Below are 14,837 nucleotides of genomic sequence, written 5' to 3' on the forward strand. Positions count from 1 at the left end.
TATTCATAATTCAAAAAGAGCATATGCATGAAATTGAGGATTGATCTATTACGTCACGGGGAAACTACGCTGAATCATACTTTGCGTGGTTCGACTGATGATGAATTGACAGAATTGGGCTGGCAACAAATGCACCAGACCATTTCCTATGATCAATCCTCTGTGCAAACGCAATGGGATTTTATGTTTAGCTCGCCTTTAAAGCGCTGTTTCTCATTTGCACAGAGACTTTCTGAACAAGTTCAAATACCACTGATGCAAGATCATCGATTACAAGAAATTCATTTTGGTGATTGGGAAGGTATTTCAACACAGCAGATTTATGCAAAAACGCCTGAGTTATTGGAAAATTTTTGGCAATTTCCGACACGTTATACTCCACCAAATGCTGAAAGATATTTAGATTTTCAGTATCGAATTAAGCAAGCATTACAAGCGATCAAAGAGCAAATGCTGATTACACAAAGCCAAACAGCTTTGATTGTGACGCATGGTGGTGTGATTAAGCTTTTAAAATGTATGGCGCTACAACAATCTCTTGATGATATTTTAAAAATGTCTGCTGAGCTTGGGCAATTAAATCGCTTTATGTTGGACAGCGAAACCATGCAGTTAGAGTTATTGGAGAGCAATAAATGACCCCATTTTTTATTGCATTGCAATTTTTAACGATTTTCCCTGTTTATTTAAAAAATATGCCTTCGCCAAAACAAAATGGTCAGTCACTGCTATTTTATCCAGTGATTGGACTTTTGATTGGTTTGGTTCTGTTTGCTGTTGCCAGTTTTCTACATGTTTTGCCTGTAGTTTTACTCAGTACCATTATTCTGGTCATCTGGATTTTGCTCACGGGTGGCTTACATTTAGATGGTTTAGCGGATACTGCGGATGCTTGGGTCGGTGGCTTTGGTGATAAAGAAAATACCTTAAGAATTATGAAAGACCCAGCATGTGGACCGTTTGGTGTGCTGAGTTTAATTGTTATCTGTTTGATTAAATGGTCTGCACTGTATGTGTTATTACAGGAACAACACTATACTGCTTTGATTCTATTTCCTATTTTAGGGCGTTTAACACCATTATTTTTATTTCTGACCACTGAATATGTTCGTGAAAAGGGTTTAGGCTGGTCGATTGCTCAATATATCCCTAAAACTTGGGCAATGATCATTTTTGGTATCAGTTTATTGGGCGCAGGTTATTTTGTTTGGGTTGGTTTGGTGACGGCGACAATTTTTATCCTCACCTTAATTTATCTACGCTATAAGTTTATTCAACGAATCGATGGGATTACGGGTGACACCATTGGTGCCAGTATAGAAATCGCGGAAACCGTCTGTTTACTCTGTTTTATCATTTGTGGTTTTTATATTTAATCAGATTTAAAAACCGAAGTTTTTAAAACTTCGGTTTTTAAATTGATCACTTATTTATGTTTATCTACTCATTATTTATCAGTAAATAATTGAGAAGATTTTGATTTATATATCTGTACTAATCAAAATTAGAATTTTTTCTCTACACTGAACAAGAAGCTTGGAATAGCATCATTGACCCGAGCTTCATATAAAGCACCATCACTTTGATTATTTAAGCGCTCTTTATAGTCTGTACTCAAAATATTACGAGCACTCAGTGTTGTTGCCCAGCCTTTAGGGAAGCGTTTTGTCGCACTAATATCCACATTTACACGTTGATTGGTTGTACGATCATAGGGAAGATTGTCTAAAGCACGGGTAAATTCAGGCGTATAGCTTAGATTAATACTGCTTGCCAATTGCCAAGGCTGGTAATTGTATGAAACGCCTGTACTTGCTGTATAAGGGGCAACATCACTGGCTAAACGGGTATTATGATCGGTATCTTCGATTTTGGCGCGTACCGTCGATAATTGTCCATTCAACATAAATGAATGACCATTTTCGGTTTGTTTTAAAGCATAGCGACCTGAAATTTCTACACCGTAGGTTGTTGCTTGGTCTTGATTATACGGACGTTCAACAAAGCGTGTGCCTTCTTGACGAATCACTTTTTCGATATAGTCATCAATATCTCGATGAAAAGCCGTAATATTTACGCCACCTGCAGTAGTATTATAACCCAAGGTTGTTTCCAGTGCGGTGATTTTTTCAGGTCGAAGATTGGGATTACCACCACGGTCTGGGTTATTGATAGAGCCTGCATCAGCATCTGTTGAAATGGAAACAGTCGGCATGAGATTGTTACTATTTGGACTTTTAAAGGCGCGACTAACATTGGTTTGCAAAGACCATTGATCGTTAAAGTCTAAACGGTGTGCAAGCACAGGGCTGAGGTTTTGATCACTGTATTCAACCAAGCCTGAACGTTCTAACCATTCCTGACGCGCACCCACGGTAAGCGTTTGACGTTTTGAAAACTTCCAACTGCCTTCCAAATAAAGTGCGTAACGTTGCTCATCTAATGTATCAGCAATATTGCTTGCTAGCGCATTGGCACGCGCATCAAGTCCAAATTTTACTTGTTTGCTTTCGTCAAACTTGCGTACCCCATCATACGCTAAGCCGTATTCATTCACAGTTTCATCAATATAAGAACTGTATTGATTGGAACGAGTAGATTCAGTTTCATTTTGCTTTTCAATAGACAAGCGGACTTTGTCTGAGTCACCTTTATCTTTACGCTCATAACGGGTATTTAAACGAATACTGTCATTTTTATCATTTTGAACTTGATTACTGCTAGAGCCATCACTTTCATTCTTACGATAAAAAATTTCTGAAACCAGTTTTTGTTGATCATCAATTTGATATTCAACACGTGGTGCAAACATGGTATTTGTACGATTGGTAGTGCGTATTTGTTGGCGTGTACCATTTATATTTTCAATTTCTGTGCTTGATTTGCTGTCATTCCACATTTGATTGGCTGAAACACTGTAAATCCATGCACCATTACGCCCATCTGCTTGTACACTGATATTTTTACGCTGTTCTTCTTTTTGATCCGATTGGGTGATGCCATATCCTAATTTCACATTGCCACTAATTCCAGCATCGTCTAAGGGTTCTTTTAAAATGATATTGATCACTGCGGATGAGGCAACTGAGGCTTGAGCTACACTAGGTTGTTTGGTGATTTCAATTCGTTCAATCATTTCAGGCGTAATTGAGTCAACAATAGACATACCACCACGTGGTCCACCTTGTACAGCTTCACCATTAATCAAAAATACTGGTGCGCCACCACCACGAAAACGCATGCTGCCTGAACCGCTTGATCCACGTGGTCCTTGCCCAGGTGTTGGCATTTGAAAACCTGCTGCACGTCTTAAAGCATCATTGACCGATTGATCGCCGAATTGCAGCATTTCTTCACGTGTCACAATGGTTTTAGCGACCGCACTGATATCAGGATCTTTAGCAGGTGTTTGTTCAGCGGCAAAAACCAAGGTTTTTAATTGTTTTGGTGATTCATTTTCTTTAAGTTGAGTCGCTTCAGTGGTTTTATTTGCAGATATTGTTTCATCATTTGCAAGGCTTGCAGAGGTGATGGCGAATATTGCAAGGCTTAAAGTACTCAATGTACCCCAGTAAAGTTTTGTACGGTGCATGTTGCATCGTTCCGTTTATGTAATTTCGCGTAAGATTAGCGCACAATTATGTAGAAATTTTGAGGAAAAGTGCATGGATAAAAAATAAATTTAATGCTGAATTTTTTTTATTTAAATCAAAAAAAAGCCTAATGATTGAAGCATTAGGCTGATGAAATTTCTAAAAATATAAACTGAAAAATAGAACAGGGGATTACCACATCAAGTCATCTGGAATAACATAAGCAGCATAAGGATCTTCCTCATCCGTCACTTGTTCATTCTTCTCAGAATTATTGACAATAATAAATCCAGTCATTTTTTCATTGATACGTTCACCCAAAGCTTTGGGTAAAATTGCGTAGGCATCATTATTGTCATGTGCAATCACCAAACTGCCTGAAACCAAGGCATTATAAACTTGCTGATTGATATAGATTTTCTTAACCGAACCATCGATAAATTGATAGATCGCATCGCCATCTGTATCTGTGATTTTATGTTGACCAATCATTTGGATAATTGAAGCTTTTAAAGCTTTTTCATCTAAAATGCGTTGTTTCTCTTGATTCAGCGCTTGGTCTTTACTGATTTTCTCTTGTTTGTCTTGTTCAATTTTAGCTTTAAGCTCAGCTTCATTACTCTGACCAGTACGTTGCTCGTGCTGTGCCTGCTTTGACAATTTCTTTGCTTTTTTATTATCCACTAAGCCAGCTTTGAGTAACTGTGCTTGTAATGCGTTTTTGACCATAACAATAACCAACCATTAAATGTGTTTCGAACCATGCCGAAAATAAATAAACCAATACGTTAAGCTGAGTATTAAACTTAATCCAGCAGGGATAAGGAATGAATTTAATTGTAAATAAGGATACACGATACTGGCAATCAGCCCACCCAGAATAAATCCGCAAAGAATCAATAAATGTAATGTGACACGGCGCTTTTCAATACCGAGTCCCCGAAAAAGATAGCCTAAAGCCAAACCAAGATCAGTTAAAACCCCTGAAAGATGTGTAGTGCGAATAATGGTGCCTTTATAGTGGCTGACCATGGCATTTTGCATTCCCATTGCGGTACTTGCCCAAAGTAAAGCATATTTTGGATAATAAGGAATAAATAACCAGCAAAGCAAAATAAACACACTGACAAGACTGAGTGGAACACCATATCTACGACCCAGTTTAAAATTGCTATTACCTAAAATAAAGCCACTATAACTTGATCCAATCACATAACTGAGCATGACCAAGAAAAGGTAAAGCACATGATCATATTGTTGATGAATCAGTGCTTGCGCAAATAAACTGGCATTGCCCGTCATATGAGAGATGGATTGATGAAGGACGGTAATCAAACCAAGCACATTAATTATGCCTGCATTGACTGCAAGCATAAACGCACCTAGTTGAATCCAAACGGGCAAATACTGTAGAGGCATAATTCCTTCTTTTTATTCATATACCTTGTATATTACTTTTTAGAAAGATCAACTGCTGCTGTAAATAAGACATCAGTCGAGGAATTCAATGCTGTTTCTGTTGAGTCTTGAAGCACACTAATCACCATACCAATTGCAATTACTTGCATTGAGATTTCTGAAGGAATACCAAATAAACCACAAGCCACGGGAATTAACAACAGAGAACCACCAGCAACACCAGATGCACCACAAGCTGTTACCACAGAAACCACAGATAAGATCACCATAGTGACGATATCAACTTGAATACCAAGTGTATGCACAGCAGCGAGGGTGAGCACGGTAATCGTTACCGCTGCACCTGCCATGTTAATTGTTGCACCTAATGGGATCGCAACGTTAGCAGTAGTATCATTTACCCCTAAGCGTTTTGCCAAGTCAAGGTTTACTGGAATATTTGCCGCAGAACTGCGGGTAAAGAATGCAGTGATTCCACTTTCTCTTAAGCATTTTAAAACCAAAGGATATGGGTTTTTACGCATCACAAAACCAACAATCAATGGATTGATGACGAGGGCTACAAAAAGCATGGTACCAACAAGTACAGCAATTAAGTGCGCGTAGTTTTTTAAGGTTTCTAAACCTGCTTGCGCAAATGTTGCAACAACTAAGCCAAAGATCCCCACAGGAGCAAAAGCAATCACCACACGAATAATGGCATTCGTCGCATCCGCAATATCTGTAATCACTTGTTGAGTGGTTTCTGAACCGTGACGAAGTGCCGCACCTAAGCCTACAGCCCAAGCTAAAATGCCAATAAAATTCGCCTCGTGTAAAGCTGTTATTGGATTGGTAATAAAACTAAGGAGTAGATTTTTTAATACTTCTGCTACGCTACCCGGTGGCTGTAAAGTCACTTCGCTTGCATGTGCAAAAACCAAAGTACTTGGAAACATCGTGCTTATCGTAATGGCACTTATCGCAGCCAGTAACATTCCAATTGCATATAATCCCAGAATTGGTTTTAAGTTACTCGCACCTTCGCCAACTTTAAAGTTAGCAATCGATGAGAGAACCAAGACAAATACAAGAATTGGTGCAATGGATTTTAATGCTTTAATAAAAAGCTCGCCTAAAATAATGAAATATTGGGCTGAATTGGGGAATAGATACGCAACTATAAAACCAAGAATAATGGCAATAAGAATACGAGTAACTAAACTTAAACGTGCTAGGACAGCAAACATGTTGAACCTTTATGCCTAAACTGGTCTAAAATCGATGAACAAGCCGCGTATTCTATACCTAAAAGCGAAAACTTAAATAATACAATTTCGCCATAAAAATTAAGATATTAAAAAATATATAGCTTTTTCAGCAATCATAATAAAAAATGTTGATAATTTAAACGATTATTTAACTAAAAGTTTGGGCATCTAATTGATGCATGGCTTGGTAATGCGTTAAATAAATATTTCCACTAAGCTGTTTAATTAAATTGGACTGTTTTAAACGATCCATGACTGGACCTTTGACTTCCGTGAGATGCATTTGGATTTTTAATTTATTTAAATCACTGTTGATTTCTTCCAGAGTTTCTAAAGCGCTTGCATCAATATTACTAATACTTGAGCAATTGATCACCACATGATGTAGTTCTGGGTGTTTACTGACTTCTAAAATGATAAATTCTTTTAAGGTATTGGCATTTAAAAAACTTAGATTTTCATCTATACGAATAGACACAATATTGGTACTGGTCAATACATCATGTCTTGAAATATTGCGGAAATGTTGCGTGCCTTCAACTAAGCCAATGACGGCAATATGCGGACGGCTAATACGCCATAACAGCAATAAAAATGTAGAAACAATACCAATAATCAAACCTGTTGAAATATCGATACACAACACCCCAAAGAATGTGACCCACATGGCAATCCCATCGGCTTTGGAATAACGCCATGTTTCGATGAAAGGTTTAAAATCAACCAATTTCCAAATGGATACCATAATGGTGACAGCGAGAATCGCTAAAGGAAGTTGTTTAAATAAACCGGTAAAATATAAACTCACAATCACGATAAAAATTGAAGATAACACACCAGCCATAGGTGTTTTTGCGCCTGCATCTGCATTGACCACTGTACGTGATAAACTGCCAGTCACAGGAAATGCTGATGTGACACCTGCACTAAAATTGGCTAAACCCAGTGCAATCAGCTCTTGATTACTATTGAGCTCACTACGTTGTTGAAATGCTGTGGTCTGTGCAATAGAAATAGATTCGACAAAACTCACCATGGTAATCATGGCTGCACCGGGTAAAAGCTGGATCACCAAATCCCAGCGCCAGTAAGGCATGGCAATTGGTGGAAATCCCGAAGGAATCTCACCTACGGTTTTGATGCCAAATTGGTCTATATGCAGGAAATGTATTAACGCAATCGAAATAAACACCAGAACCAAGGGCAGTGCTTTCACCCAGAATTGTAGAGAATGTGCATAAGATTGGCATAACTTAGATTTAAAAAAAACTGGGATGTAAATCAAAAACAGAATGGCACAGACACCAAAAATCAAAGTTTCAATACTGGTAAAGCTAATGTATTGCCATATGCTTTGAATAAACTCGATAATATTGCCTGATTTTAAGGGAACATCGAGCATAAACTTAACTTGGCTGAGTGCAATCAATACTGCGGATGCGATGATAAAACTCTTAATCACAGGATGGCTGATTAAACGGATTAAAAAGCCGAATCTAAAAATTCCCAGTAAGCTTGAAAGTATGCCGACGAGAAGTGCCAATAAACATGCGGCTTGAATATATACAGGCGAACCTACCTCATAGAGCGGTTCAAGTGTAGCAAAGGTCATCATGGAAATCAGTGCAACAGGACCAATAGAAAGCGTTGGACTGCCACCAACAATGGCATAGATGATCATGGGTAAAATACTGGCATATAAACCAGTCACAGGAGGCAACCCAGCAACCATGGCATAAGCCATACCTTGTGGTACAAGCATTGCAATGACGATTAAAGCAGCAAGTAGATCAGCCCTAAATTTAGGGACATTATAGTCTTGCAGCCATTGCCATGCAGGGAGTATTTTACTGAGTTGAACTTTTGGGGCAGCCATTGGAACTTCATTAGCATATTTTCATATATATTATGCAGAAAAAATGCTAAGAAAAATAGCGACAGCTAACTTATATACTGAATTGTTTGTTTTTATTTTAAATTTATCTAGACGCTAAGATGTGTATTAAACCTGTGGGCAATACAAATCATATAAGGTTGTTAATACCACTGTCAGTTTTTGATCTTTAATAGAATAATAAATTTGCTTCCCATCACGACGTGTTGAAACAACATCACTTTTACGTAACATCATCAATTGTTGAGAAAGCGTCGGTTGATTAATCTGAGTTTTTTCTTCTATTTGCGAAACATTTAACTCTTCTTGAGCAAGATGGCATAAAATGAGTAAGCGATCTGTATTGGCTAAAGATTTTAGAATAGTCACGACTGATGCAGCTGATTCACGCATTACATCAATTTCAAGATCACTAGACATCGGTAGGTTCCATCCATTATTTAATACAGTATAACTGTGTCAGTGCATGTCGTATGGCTTTTAGCTTATGTTTTTTGATGAATTTCTAAATCAATTTTGTGAATATATCTTCACATTCTGTTTTAACTTTCTACAGAACTAGATTTTCTCTACTTACAGTTGAATAAATAGACAAAAATAAGTGATATGTTAAGATGTAACTACAGCTAAAAATCAAGCTGAGGATATTTGACATGACGACATTTACAGCAATGAAGACGACATTACGTGAGGAAGCAACGATTCCAGTGCTTGCTATCGATGCGTTTAGTGCGGCATTTAATCATGCAAGTCAGTCAAACGCTACAATCACTTATGTAAAAGATCAACAGCTAGTCCAACAAAGCAATGGTAAAGTCAAAGTTGTTGAAGATTTATCTTCTGCCTATGTGGTTCCCAAGCTTAAACACAGTGTGTTAAAACGTAAAAAGAAACAAGAGGTGATGGCATAACTTTATATGCGACAGCCGAGAATAAGAATGTTTGCTGGTCCAAACGGATCAGGTAAAAGCACAATTAAAGACTATTTAGCGCCCCATCAGATTGGGGCATATTTAAATGCAGATGAGCTTGAAAAACAATTATCTGCGACTCAAAGTTTATGCTTAGATGATTATCATCATGATTTATCTAGCGCAGCGTTACTGAAATTTTTAAAACAAAAAAAACATAAAAAGAATGACCAAGTCGTGCCGCTATTATCCTCAAAACCACAAATTGTGGATGGACTCATTATATTTAACCGAGATGAAATCGACTCCTATCTTTGCGCACACATTATCGATTTTATTCGGATGGAATTTTTAAGGTTAAAAATGAGTTTCACTTTTGAAACTGTGATGTCGCATATCAGCAAAGTTGAGTTTCTACGTGAAGCCCAGAAACAAGGCTTTAAAACGTATCTGTACTATGTGGCAACCGTTGACCCTAAAATTAATATTGGACGTGTGCAATATCGGGTCGCTACAGGTGGTCATGCTGTGCCTGTACAGAAAATTTGTGAGCGCTATTACCGTAGTTTAGATTTATTGATGTTGGCAATTGAAGCCTCAGATCGTGCATATATTTTTGATAATTCAACTCACGGTGAAAAAGCAGCTTTTATTGCAGAGATCGAAAAGGCTGAAGTGCTAAAACTAAATCCTGTTGTCGAGTATTTCCCTAAATGGTTTGTAGACAAAGTATTGAGTGAATTTAATTAATTTTAAGATTAGATCTGTTTGATAAACAAAAAAATCATGTTGAGTGAAACATATTGGTATTAAAAGTTTCTTCTTTCTTTGGGATAGGGCAAGAAAGAGGGGATTTTATGTTGATTTATCGTTTTAAAAAGGATTGATAAACGAAGTCTATTGGCAAAATATTAGAAATTAGAATAAATAATAAGCTGTTGATTATTCATTATAAATATAATTAAAGCCATTCGAGGATTTTTAATCAAAACTAAAAATTAGGCTGTGCAATCCTGTAGCAAATCATATAGCGATTATATTTGCAGTTATGACTTTGATTTGCACATTTCTATATATCATTATCTGAAGATGAGGTTGATTAATTTAAATAATTATATATTATAAAAACATATATTGTATAGGTTTAAAGCAATGCATGATTTTATACTGGCCTTTTTGGGTGGAGTCCTACTTGGGCTGGCTGTAGTTGGCTACTTATTTGTAAATGGTCGTGTTGCTGGGATAAGTGGTCTAATTGCACAAGTCCTCAATCCACACAGAATTTTTAAAACACCCGCTTTGTGGTTTTTATTGGGCTTATTCAGCACACCATTTATCTATAGAGTGATTTTTAATCCTGAAATCGTGATGCTAACGACAAGCCCAATTTTACTTGTCATCGCAGGTCTATTGGTTGGTTTTGGCACACGATTAGGATCAGGCTGTACCAGTGGTCATGGAATTTGTGGGATAAGTCGTTTGTCTAAACGCTCAATTGTTGCGACTTGTACCTTTATGCTGGCTGGATTTATCACAGTGTATGTGATGCGTCATGTGATTGGAGCTTAATCATGAAAAATATCTTTGCATTTATCTTTGGCGGGCTATTTTCTGTAGGTTTAATGCTTTCGGGGATGTCGAATCCAGCAAAAGTCATCGGTTTTCTAGATATATTTGGCCAGTGGGATCCAAGTCTGGCTTTTGTGATGATCGGCGCAATTGTAGTCGCATTTATTCCTTTTCAAAAAGCGATACGTCATCCTGTGACTGTGTTTAATGAAGTGATCGAATTACCAAAAAATACCCAACTCGATACAAAGTTAATTGCAGGCGCTTTCATTTTTGGTATAGGTTGGGGAATTGCTGGAATTTGTCCAGCACCAGCATTTACATTGATTGGTTTAGGTTATTATCAAGCCCTATATTTTATTGTTGCCATGCTGTTTGGCGTATTGATTCATCGCAAAGTGACAGGAGCATAATTTTTTATGAATCCATTTGTACAAGATTTTTTTGATGAAGCCAGTAATACCTTTAGTTATGTGGTGGTTGATCCTGCAACTCAATACTGTGCCATTATTGACAGTGTATTGGATTATGATGCGGCATCTGCAACAACATCGACAACACATGCAGACCATATTATCGAGTATATTCAAAAACATCACCTTACAGTGCAGTGGATTCTTGAAACACATGTACATGCAGATCATTTAACAGCTTCGCAATACTTAAAAGCACAATTAGGTGGTCAAATCGCCATGAGTGAAAAAATTGTGACTGTTCAAGATATTTTTAGTCAAATTTATAATATTGATTATGAGGCTTTAAAAGCACAGCATTCCTTTGATTATTTATTTAAAGATCATGAGATTTTTAAGATTGGCGAGTTAGAGGCATATAATCTCCCTACGCCTGGCCATACCCCAGCTTGTTTGACCTATGTGATTGGTGATGCAGCCTTTGTTGGTGATACTTTGTTTATGCCTGATTATGGCACAGCGCGTTGTGATTTTCCAAAAGGCAGTGCGGCACAACTTTATGATTCTGTGATGAAAATTTTTAACTTAGCAGAGTATACTCGGTTATATTTATGCCATGATTATTTGTCTGAATCACGCCAAGATTATCATTGCCAAACAGACATTAAAACCCAACGTGAAGAAAACATCCATATCCATACAGGGGTGACTAAACAAGCCTTTATTGCGATGCGGGAACAGCGTGATGCTACATTGGCTATGCCGAAATTGATCCTTCCAGCCATTCAAATCAATATGAATGCAGGTCAATTTCCTGAGCCTGAAATAAATGGTATTCGTTATTTAAAATTACCTTTAAATTATTTTAGGTAAATTGCTTAAATTAAAATGTATTTATTAAATGATAATGATTTAAATTTTTGTTCAATAATTATGCAATTTAATCACGATGATTATTTATTTAGTTTTTTAAAATAATTTTCTTTAATTTGCTTGAAAATTACGCAATGATTGATTTTTTTATGAATATTGTTAAGATTATTGTAAATAAGTGCAGAACTCAATCATAGAATTGAGTCTCTTTAGAATAAATCATAACAGGGGGATTTTTTCTGATATTACAAAATATAAAATTTATTTATTAGGTTGATATTTAAGGATAATTTAAATAAACATAGGTTTGTCATAAATTTGAAACATACCTAAAAACTTAAAAGAATAGATTTTATAAACGTTATTGTATACAATTTAAACTTATTGATTAAAGTGTGACTTATATCACATGGATTTTTTAAAAAAATAACGACTCGACACTTGGGTTATACAAGAATCTGTGGTTATTTAAAATACATATAAGTTTGAACAATGGTTTATCTTAATTTTTGCGTTGATAGATAGGATTAATTTATGGCAGGCATTTATTTACCTTTGCATTCGAGTTTGAATCAGGTGGGTTCATTTCCAAAGTCTATAACTCCTCGATCTGCACAAATTTTGAATGAAGTCAAAGAAGCTTTAGATCTGATACCACACCTTATTTGGGTGACAAAATTGGGGATTGGCTATTGTAATACCCCATTAAAAGAATTTATTGGTGTAGATACGCATAATATTTGCGATTCCGATTGGATTAAATGCTTACATCCTGATGATGCAGAACATATCTATAATATTTGGATAACCGCGCAGAAAACTGGTCAGCGTTTTGAAAAAGAATGTCGTATCCGTCATGTGAATGGCGACTATCAATGGTTTTTGCTGATTGCTCAAAGTACGGTTTATAAACAACAGTTTTTTGATTGGACCATAACCTGCACCAATATTCATGAACGTGCAACGTTATTACGTGAAACCAGTGAGTCGTTAAAAGCCAATACAGATATGCTTGATGTCAGTGTCGACTGTATCAAAATTATTACACCAGATGGTTATGTGTCACATATGAACAAATCTGGTTGTATTGCATTACTAGGACAAGAAAAAGTAAAAACTTTTGGTATGGAATGGCTCGGACTATTGCCACCAGAAGTGCGTGAACAGGGTAAAAAAGCCATTAAAGAAGCGGCAAAAGGGAAAAACGCCAGATTTGCAGGTAAAAGTGTCTTTGGTAATTTAACCATGTATTGGGACAATATTTTAACCCCAGTTGTCAATGAAAATGGTCAAACCACCAGTATTTTATGTGTTTCACGAGATATAACCAAACAACGTATTGCCGAAGAAAAACTCAGAGTGATCTGTGAATTTGATGAAATGACGAGTTTGATGAATCGTCGTGCATTTAAAAGAAGGCTAAAGGCATCAATCTCTAAAGCCAGAGAAAATCGAAGCAAAATTGGATTGTTACTGATTGATTTAGATCATTTTAAACATATTAATGACACTTTGGGTCATTCTGCTGGTGATCATTTATTAAAGGTTTTGTCTAAACGCCTTGCGCATTGTTTAGATGAGAATGCCTATATCTCAAGACTTGGGGGTGATGAGTTTGCGGTGGTGATTGACCATGTGGAAAGTCATGCACAGATTGAGGCTGTTTCCAAAAAATTATTACAACAACTCGATGCGCCTATTACTTATAGCGGTAAATTGCTGAATGGTGGTATGAGTATCGGCGGTTCAATTTATCCGCATGATGCCAAAGATGGTTCAGGATTGTTGAAATGTGCAGATGCTGCTTTAAATGACCTTAAAGAAAGGGGTCGTGGTGGAATTCGTATGTTTGGTGTAGACATGTTTGAAATTGCCCAAAGTAAAGCCAAGCAATTAAATACAGCGCGCCAAATTATCCGTAACAATCAAATTGAACCATTTTACCAACCTAAAGTGAAACTGGATGATTGCTCAATTATTGGTTTTGAAGCTTTACTCAGATGGCGAGATGTAGAGGGCAATGTTTATTTACCTGCGACTGTTGCTGAAGCATTTAATGATTTTGAGTTAGCGACGAAAATCAGCGAAACCATGCACGATAAAATATTTACAGATATTTCTCATTGGATCAAGCAAGGCTTTAATGTTGTACCGATTTCAATCAATGCCTCACCTGTAGAGTTTATGAGGGATAATTATGCTGAAATTTTATTAAAGCGCTTAACCCAGTATGCCATTCCACATCATCTTGTTGAAGTCGAGATTACTGAACATGTCTTGGCTGATCGTGGCTATGAATATGTCATTCGCGCGTTAAAAAAACTTAAACAAGAAGGTGTGCGGATTGCCTTAGATGACTTTGGAACAGGGCATTCATCGATGGCGCATATTCGTGATTACCCTGTAGATAGTTTAAAAATTGACTATAACTTTGTAAATCGTATGCATGAAGAAAAGTCAATTAAAGCGATCGTGGAAGGGATTGCAAAATTAGGTCCAATCCTTTCTTTAGATATTATTGCAGAAGGGATTGAAACGATTCAGCAGCTTGAAAATTTAAGAGCCGTGGGCTGTAAATTTGGCCAAGGTTTCTTATTTAGCCAAGCGATTTGTGCTGAACAAGTGCAAGAAATGTTGCAGTAAGGGGCTTTGGATTAACAACAATGATTGGGTTAAATTATGTCTTTACTCAATCATTTGTATTCCATACATAAAATATAGAAAAACTTTAAAAAAGGGCTTGAAAAGTCTACAGACTACAGGTATTGTAAATTCAATATAGATTTTTATGAACGACATAAAGATGAAAAAGCAACCTGTAATCGCTACTTCTTATTATTTCTGGCAATTCTTTAGATAATTGCCTGAAGTCGTTCGGGCAATGAATTGGTTGCCCATCAAAGTTAATACCTGAT

The 14,837-nt window shown here is 36.7% G+C and carries 14 protein-coding genes; 8 read left to right on the forward strand and 6 right to left on the reverse strand.

The annotated features are described in order from the left end of the window. The first annotated feature begins 27 nt into the window (after nucleotides 1-27). Complete coding sequence (locus tag AC07WY_RS01165) at nucleotides 28-639, forward strand: histidine phosphatase family protein (protein ID WP_494735529.1); 612 nt, start codon at nucleotides 28-30, stop codon at nucleotides 637-639. Then, nucleotides 636-1,376, forward strand: coding sequence for an adenosylcobinamide-GDP ribazoletransferase (locus AC07WY_RS01170; RefSeq protein WP_034616781.1), 741 nt, complete (start codon nucleotides 636-638; stop codon nucleotides 1,374-1,376). The genes AC07WY_RS01165 and AC07WY_RS01170 overlap by 4 nt, the downstream gene beginning before the upstream one ends. A gap of 128 nt (nucleotides 1,377-1,504) precedes the next feature. On the opposite strand, the gene AC07WY_RS01175 is transcribed toward AC07WY_RS01170, so the two are convergent. The 6 genes from AC07WY_RS01175 to AC07WY_RS01200 form a co-directional block, all read right to left on the reverse strand. Further along, nucleotides 1,505-3,592, reverse strand: coding sequence for a TonB-dependent receptor plug domain-containing protein (locus AC07WY_RS01175; protein ID WP_494735530.1), 2,088 nt, complete (start codon nucleotides 3,590-3,592; stop codon nucleotides 1,505-1,507). Between the two features lie 193 nt (nucleotides 3,593-3,785). Beyond that, a complete protein-coding gene (locus AC07WY_RS01180; RefSeq protein WP_419336535.1) occupies nucleotides 3,786-4,322 on the reverse strand; it encodes a DUF2058 domain-containing protein in 537 nt (178 codons plus the stop codon). Between the two features lie 15 nt (nucleotides 4,323-4,337). Next, complete coding sequence (locus AC07WY_RS01185; RefSeq protein WP_004821751.1) at nucleotides 4,338-5,012, reverse strand: YoaK family protein; 675 nt, start codon at nucleotides 5,010-5,012, stop codon at nucleotides 4,338-4,340. Nucleotides 5,013-5,044: 32 nt separating this feature from the next. Beyond that, nucleotides 5,045-6,241: a serine/threonine transporter SstT gene (sstT, locus tag AC07WY_RS01190; RefSeq protein ID WP_270382402.1), complete on the reverse strand. Its 1,197-nt coding sequence runs from the start codon at nucleotides 6,239-6,241 to the stop codon at nucleotides 5,045-5,047. 169 nt (nucleotides 6,242-6,410) lie between these two features. After that, nucleotides 6,411-8,138 carry a SulP family inorganic anion transporter gene (locus tag AC07WY_RS01195; protein ID WP_303576032.1) on the reverse strand — a complete coding sequence of 576 codons (1,728 nt, stop codon included), beginning with the start codon at nucleotides 8,136-8,138 and terminating at the stop codon, nucleotides 6,411-6,413. A 126-nt stretch (nucleotides 8,139-8,264) separates the two neighbouring features. After that, the gene (locus AC07WY_RS01200) at nucleotides 8,265-8,576 is read right to left on the reverse strand and encodes an ArsR/SmtB family transcription factor (RefSeq protein WP_004720219.1); all 312 of its coding nucleotides are present in this window, start codon (nucleotides 8,574-8,576) and stop codon (nucleotides 8,265-8,267) included. 233 nt (nucleotides 8,577-8,809) lie between these two features. Here AC07WY_RS01200 and AC07WY_RS01205 point away from each other — a divergent pair, with 233 nt between their 5' ends. The 6 genes from AC07WY_RS01205 to AC07WY_RS01230 all read left to right on the forward strand — a co-directional run bounded on the left by AC07WY_RS01205 (nucleotide 8,810) and on the right by AC07WY_RS01230 (nucleotide 14,565). Beyond that, nucleotides 8,810-9,067, forward strand: a complete 258-nt coding sequence (locus AC07WY_RS01205) for a hypothetical protein (protein WP_262086129.1) — start codon at nucleotides 8,810-8,812, stop codon at nucleotides 9,065-9,067. A gap of 6 nt (nucleotides 9,068-9,073) precedes the next feature. After that, a complete protein-coding gene (locus AC07WY_RS01210; RefSeq protein ID WP_494735531.1) occupies nucleotides 9,074-9,817 on the forward strand; it encodes an ATPase in 744 nt (247 codons plus the stop codon). A gap of 402 nt (nucleotides 9,818-10,219) precedes the next feature. Beyond that, the gene (locus AC07WY_RS01215; protein ID WP_262086127.1) at nucleotides 10,220-10,636 is read left to right on the forward strand and encodes a YeeE/YedE family protein; all 417 of its coding nucleotides are present in this window, start codon (nucleotides 10,220-10,222) and stop codon (nucleotides 10,634-10,636) included. Nucleotides 10,637-10,638: 2 nt separating this feature from the next. Further along, a complete protein-coding gene (locus tag AC07WY_RS01220; RefSeq protein ID WP_239045569.1) occupies nucleotides 10,639-11,049 on the forward strand; it encodes a DUF6691 family protein in 411 nt (136 codons plus the stop codon). 6 nt (nucleotides 11,050-11,055) lie between these two features. Beyond that, complete coding sequence (locus AC07WY_RS01225; protein ID WP_494735532.1) at nucleotides 11,056-11,922, forward strand: MBL fold metallo-hydrolase; 867 nt, start codon at nucleotides 11,056-11,058, stop codon at nucleotides 11,920-11,922. Nucleotides 11,923-12,456: 534 nt separating this feature from the next. Continuing rightward, nucleotides 12,457-14,565, forward strand: a complete 2,109-nt coding sequence (locus tag AC07WY_RS01230) for a sensor domain-containing protein (protein WP_494735533.1) — start codon at nucleotides 12,457-12,459, stop codon at nucleotides 14,563-14,565. Nucleotides 14,566-14,837: the final 272 nt, after the last annotated feature.

The sequence above is a fragment of the Acinetobacter sp. GW821-FHT01C12 genome (assembly GCF_059422625.1).

Bases quoted from the DNA above. Each gene is read 5' to 3' on its own strand.
- AC07WY_RS01165 (WP_494735529.1), top strand. From the start codon at position 28: ATGAAATTGAGGATTGATCTATTACGTCACGGGGAAACTACGCTGAAT.
- AC07WY_RS01170 (WP_034616781.1), top strand. From the start codon at position 636: ATGACCCCATTTTTTATTGCATTGCAATTTTTAACGATTTTCCCTGTT.
- AC07WY_RS01175 (WP_494735530.1), bottom strand. From the start codon at position 3,592: ATGCACCGTACAAAACTTTACTGGGGTACATTGAGTACTTTAAGCCTT.
- AC07WY_RS01180 (WP_419336535.1), bottom strand. From the start codon at position 4,322: ATGGTCAAAAACGCATTACAAGCACAGTTACTCAAAGCTGGCTTAGTG.
- AC07WY_RS01185 (WP_004821751.1), bottom strand. From the start codon at position 5,012: ATGCCTCTACAGTATTTGCCCGTTTGGATTCAACTAGGTGCGTTTATG.
- sstT (WP_270382402.1), bottom strand. From the start codon at position 6,241: ATGTTTGCTGTCCTAGCACGTTTAAGTTTAGTTACTCGTATTCTTATT.
- AC07WY_RS01195 (WP_303576032.1), bottom strand. From the start codon at position 8,138: ATGGCTGCCCCAAAAGTTCAACTCAGTAAAATACTCCCTGCATGGCAA.
- AC07WY_RS01200 (WP_004720219.1), bottom strand. From the start codon at position 8,576: ATGTCTAGTGATCTTGAAATTGATGTAATGCGTGAATCAGCTGCATCA.
- AC07WY_RS01205 (WP_262086129.1), top strand. From the start codon at position 8,810: ATGACGACATTTACAGCAATGAAGACGACATTACGTGAGGAAGCAACG.
- AC07WY_RS01210 (WP_494735531.1), top strand. From the start codon at position 9,074: ATGCGACAGCCGAGAATAAGAATGTTTGCTGGTCCAAACGGATCAGGT.
- AC07WY_RS01215 (WP_262086127.1), top strand. From the start codon at position 10,220: ATGCATGATTTTATACTGGCCTTTTTGGGTGGAGTCCTACTTGGGCTG.
- AC07WY_RS01220 (WP_239045569.1), top strand. From the start codon at position 10,639: ATGAAAAATATCTTTGCATTTATCTTTGGCGGGCTATTTTCTGTAGGT.
- AC07WY_RS01225 (WP_494735532.1), top strand. From the start codon at position 11,056: ATGAATCCATTTGTACAAGATTTTTTTGATGAAGCCAGTAATACCTTT.
- AC07WY_RS01230 (WP_494735533.1), top strand. From the start codon at position 12,457: ATGGCAGGCATTTATTTACCTTTGCATTCGAGTTTGAATCAGGTGGGT.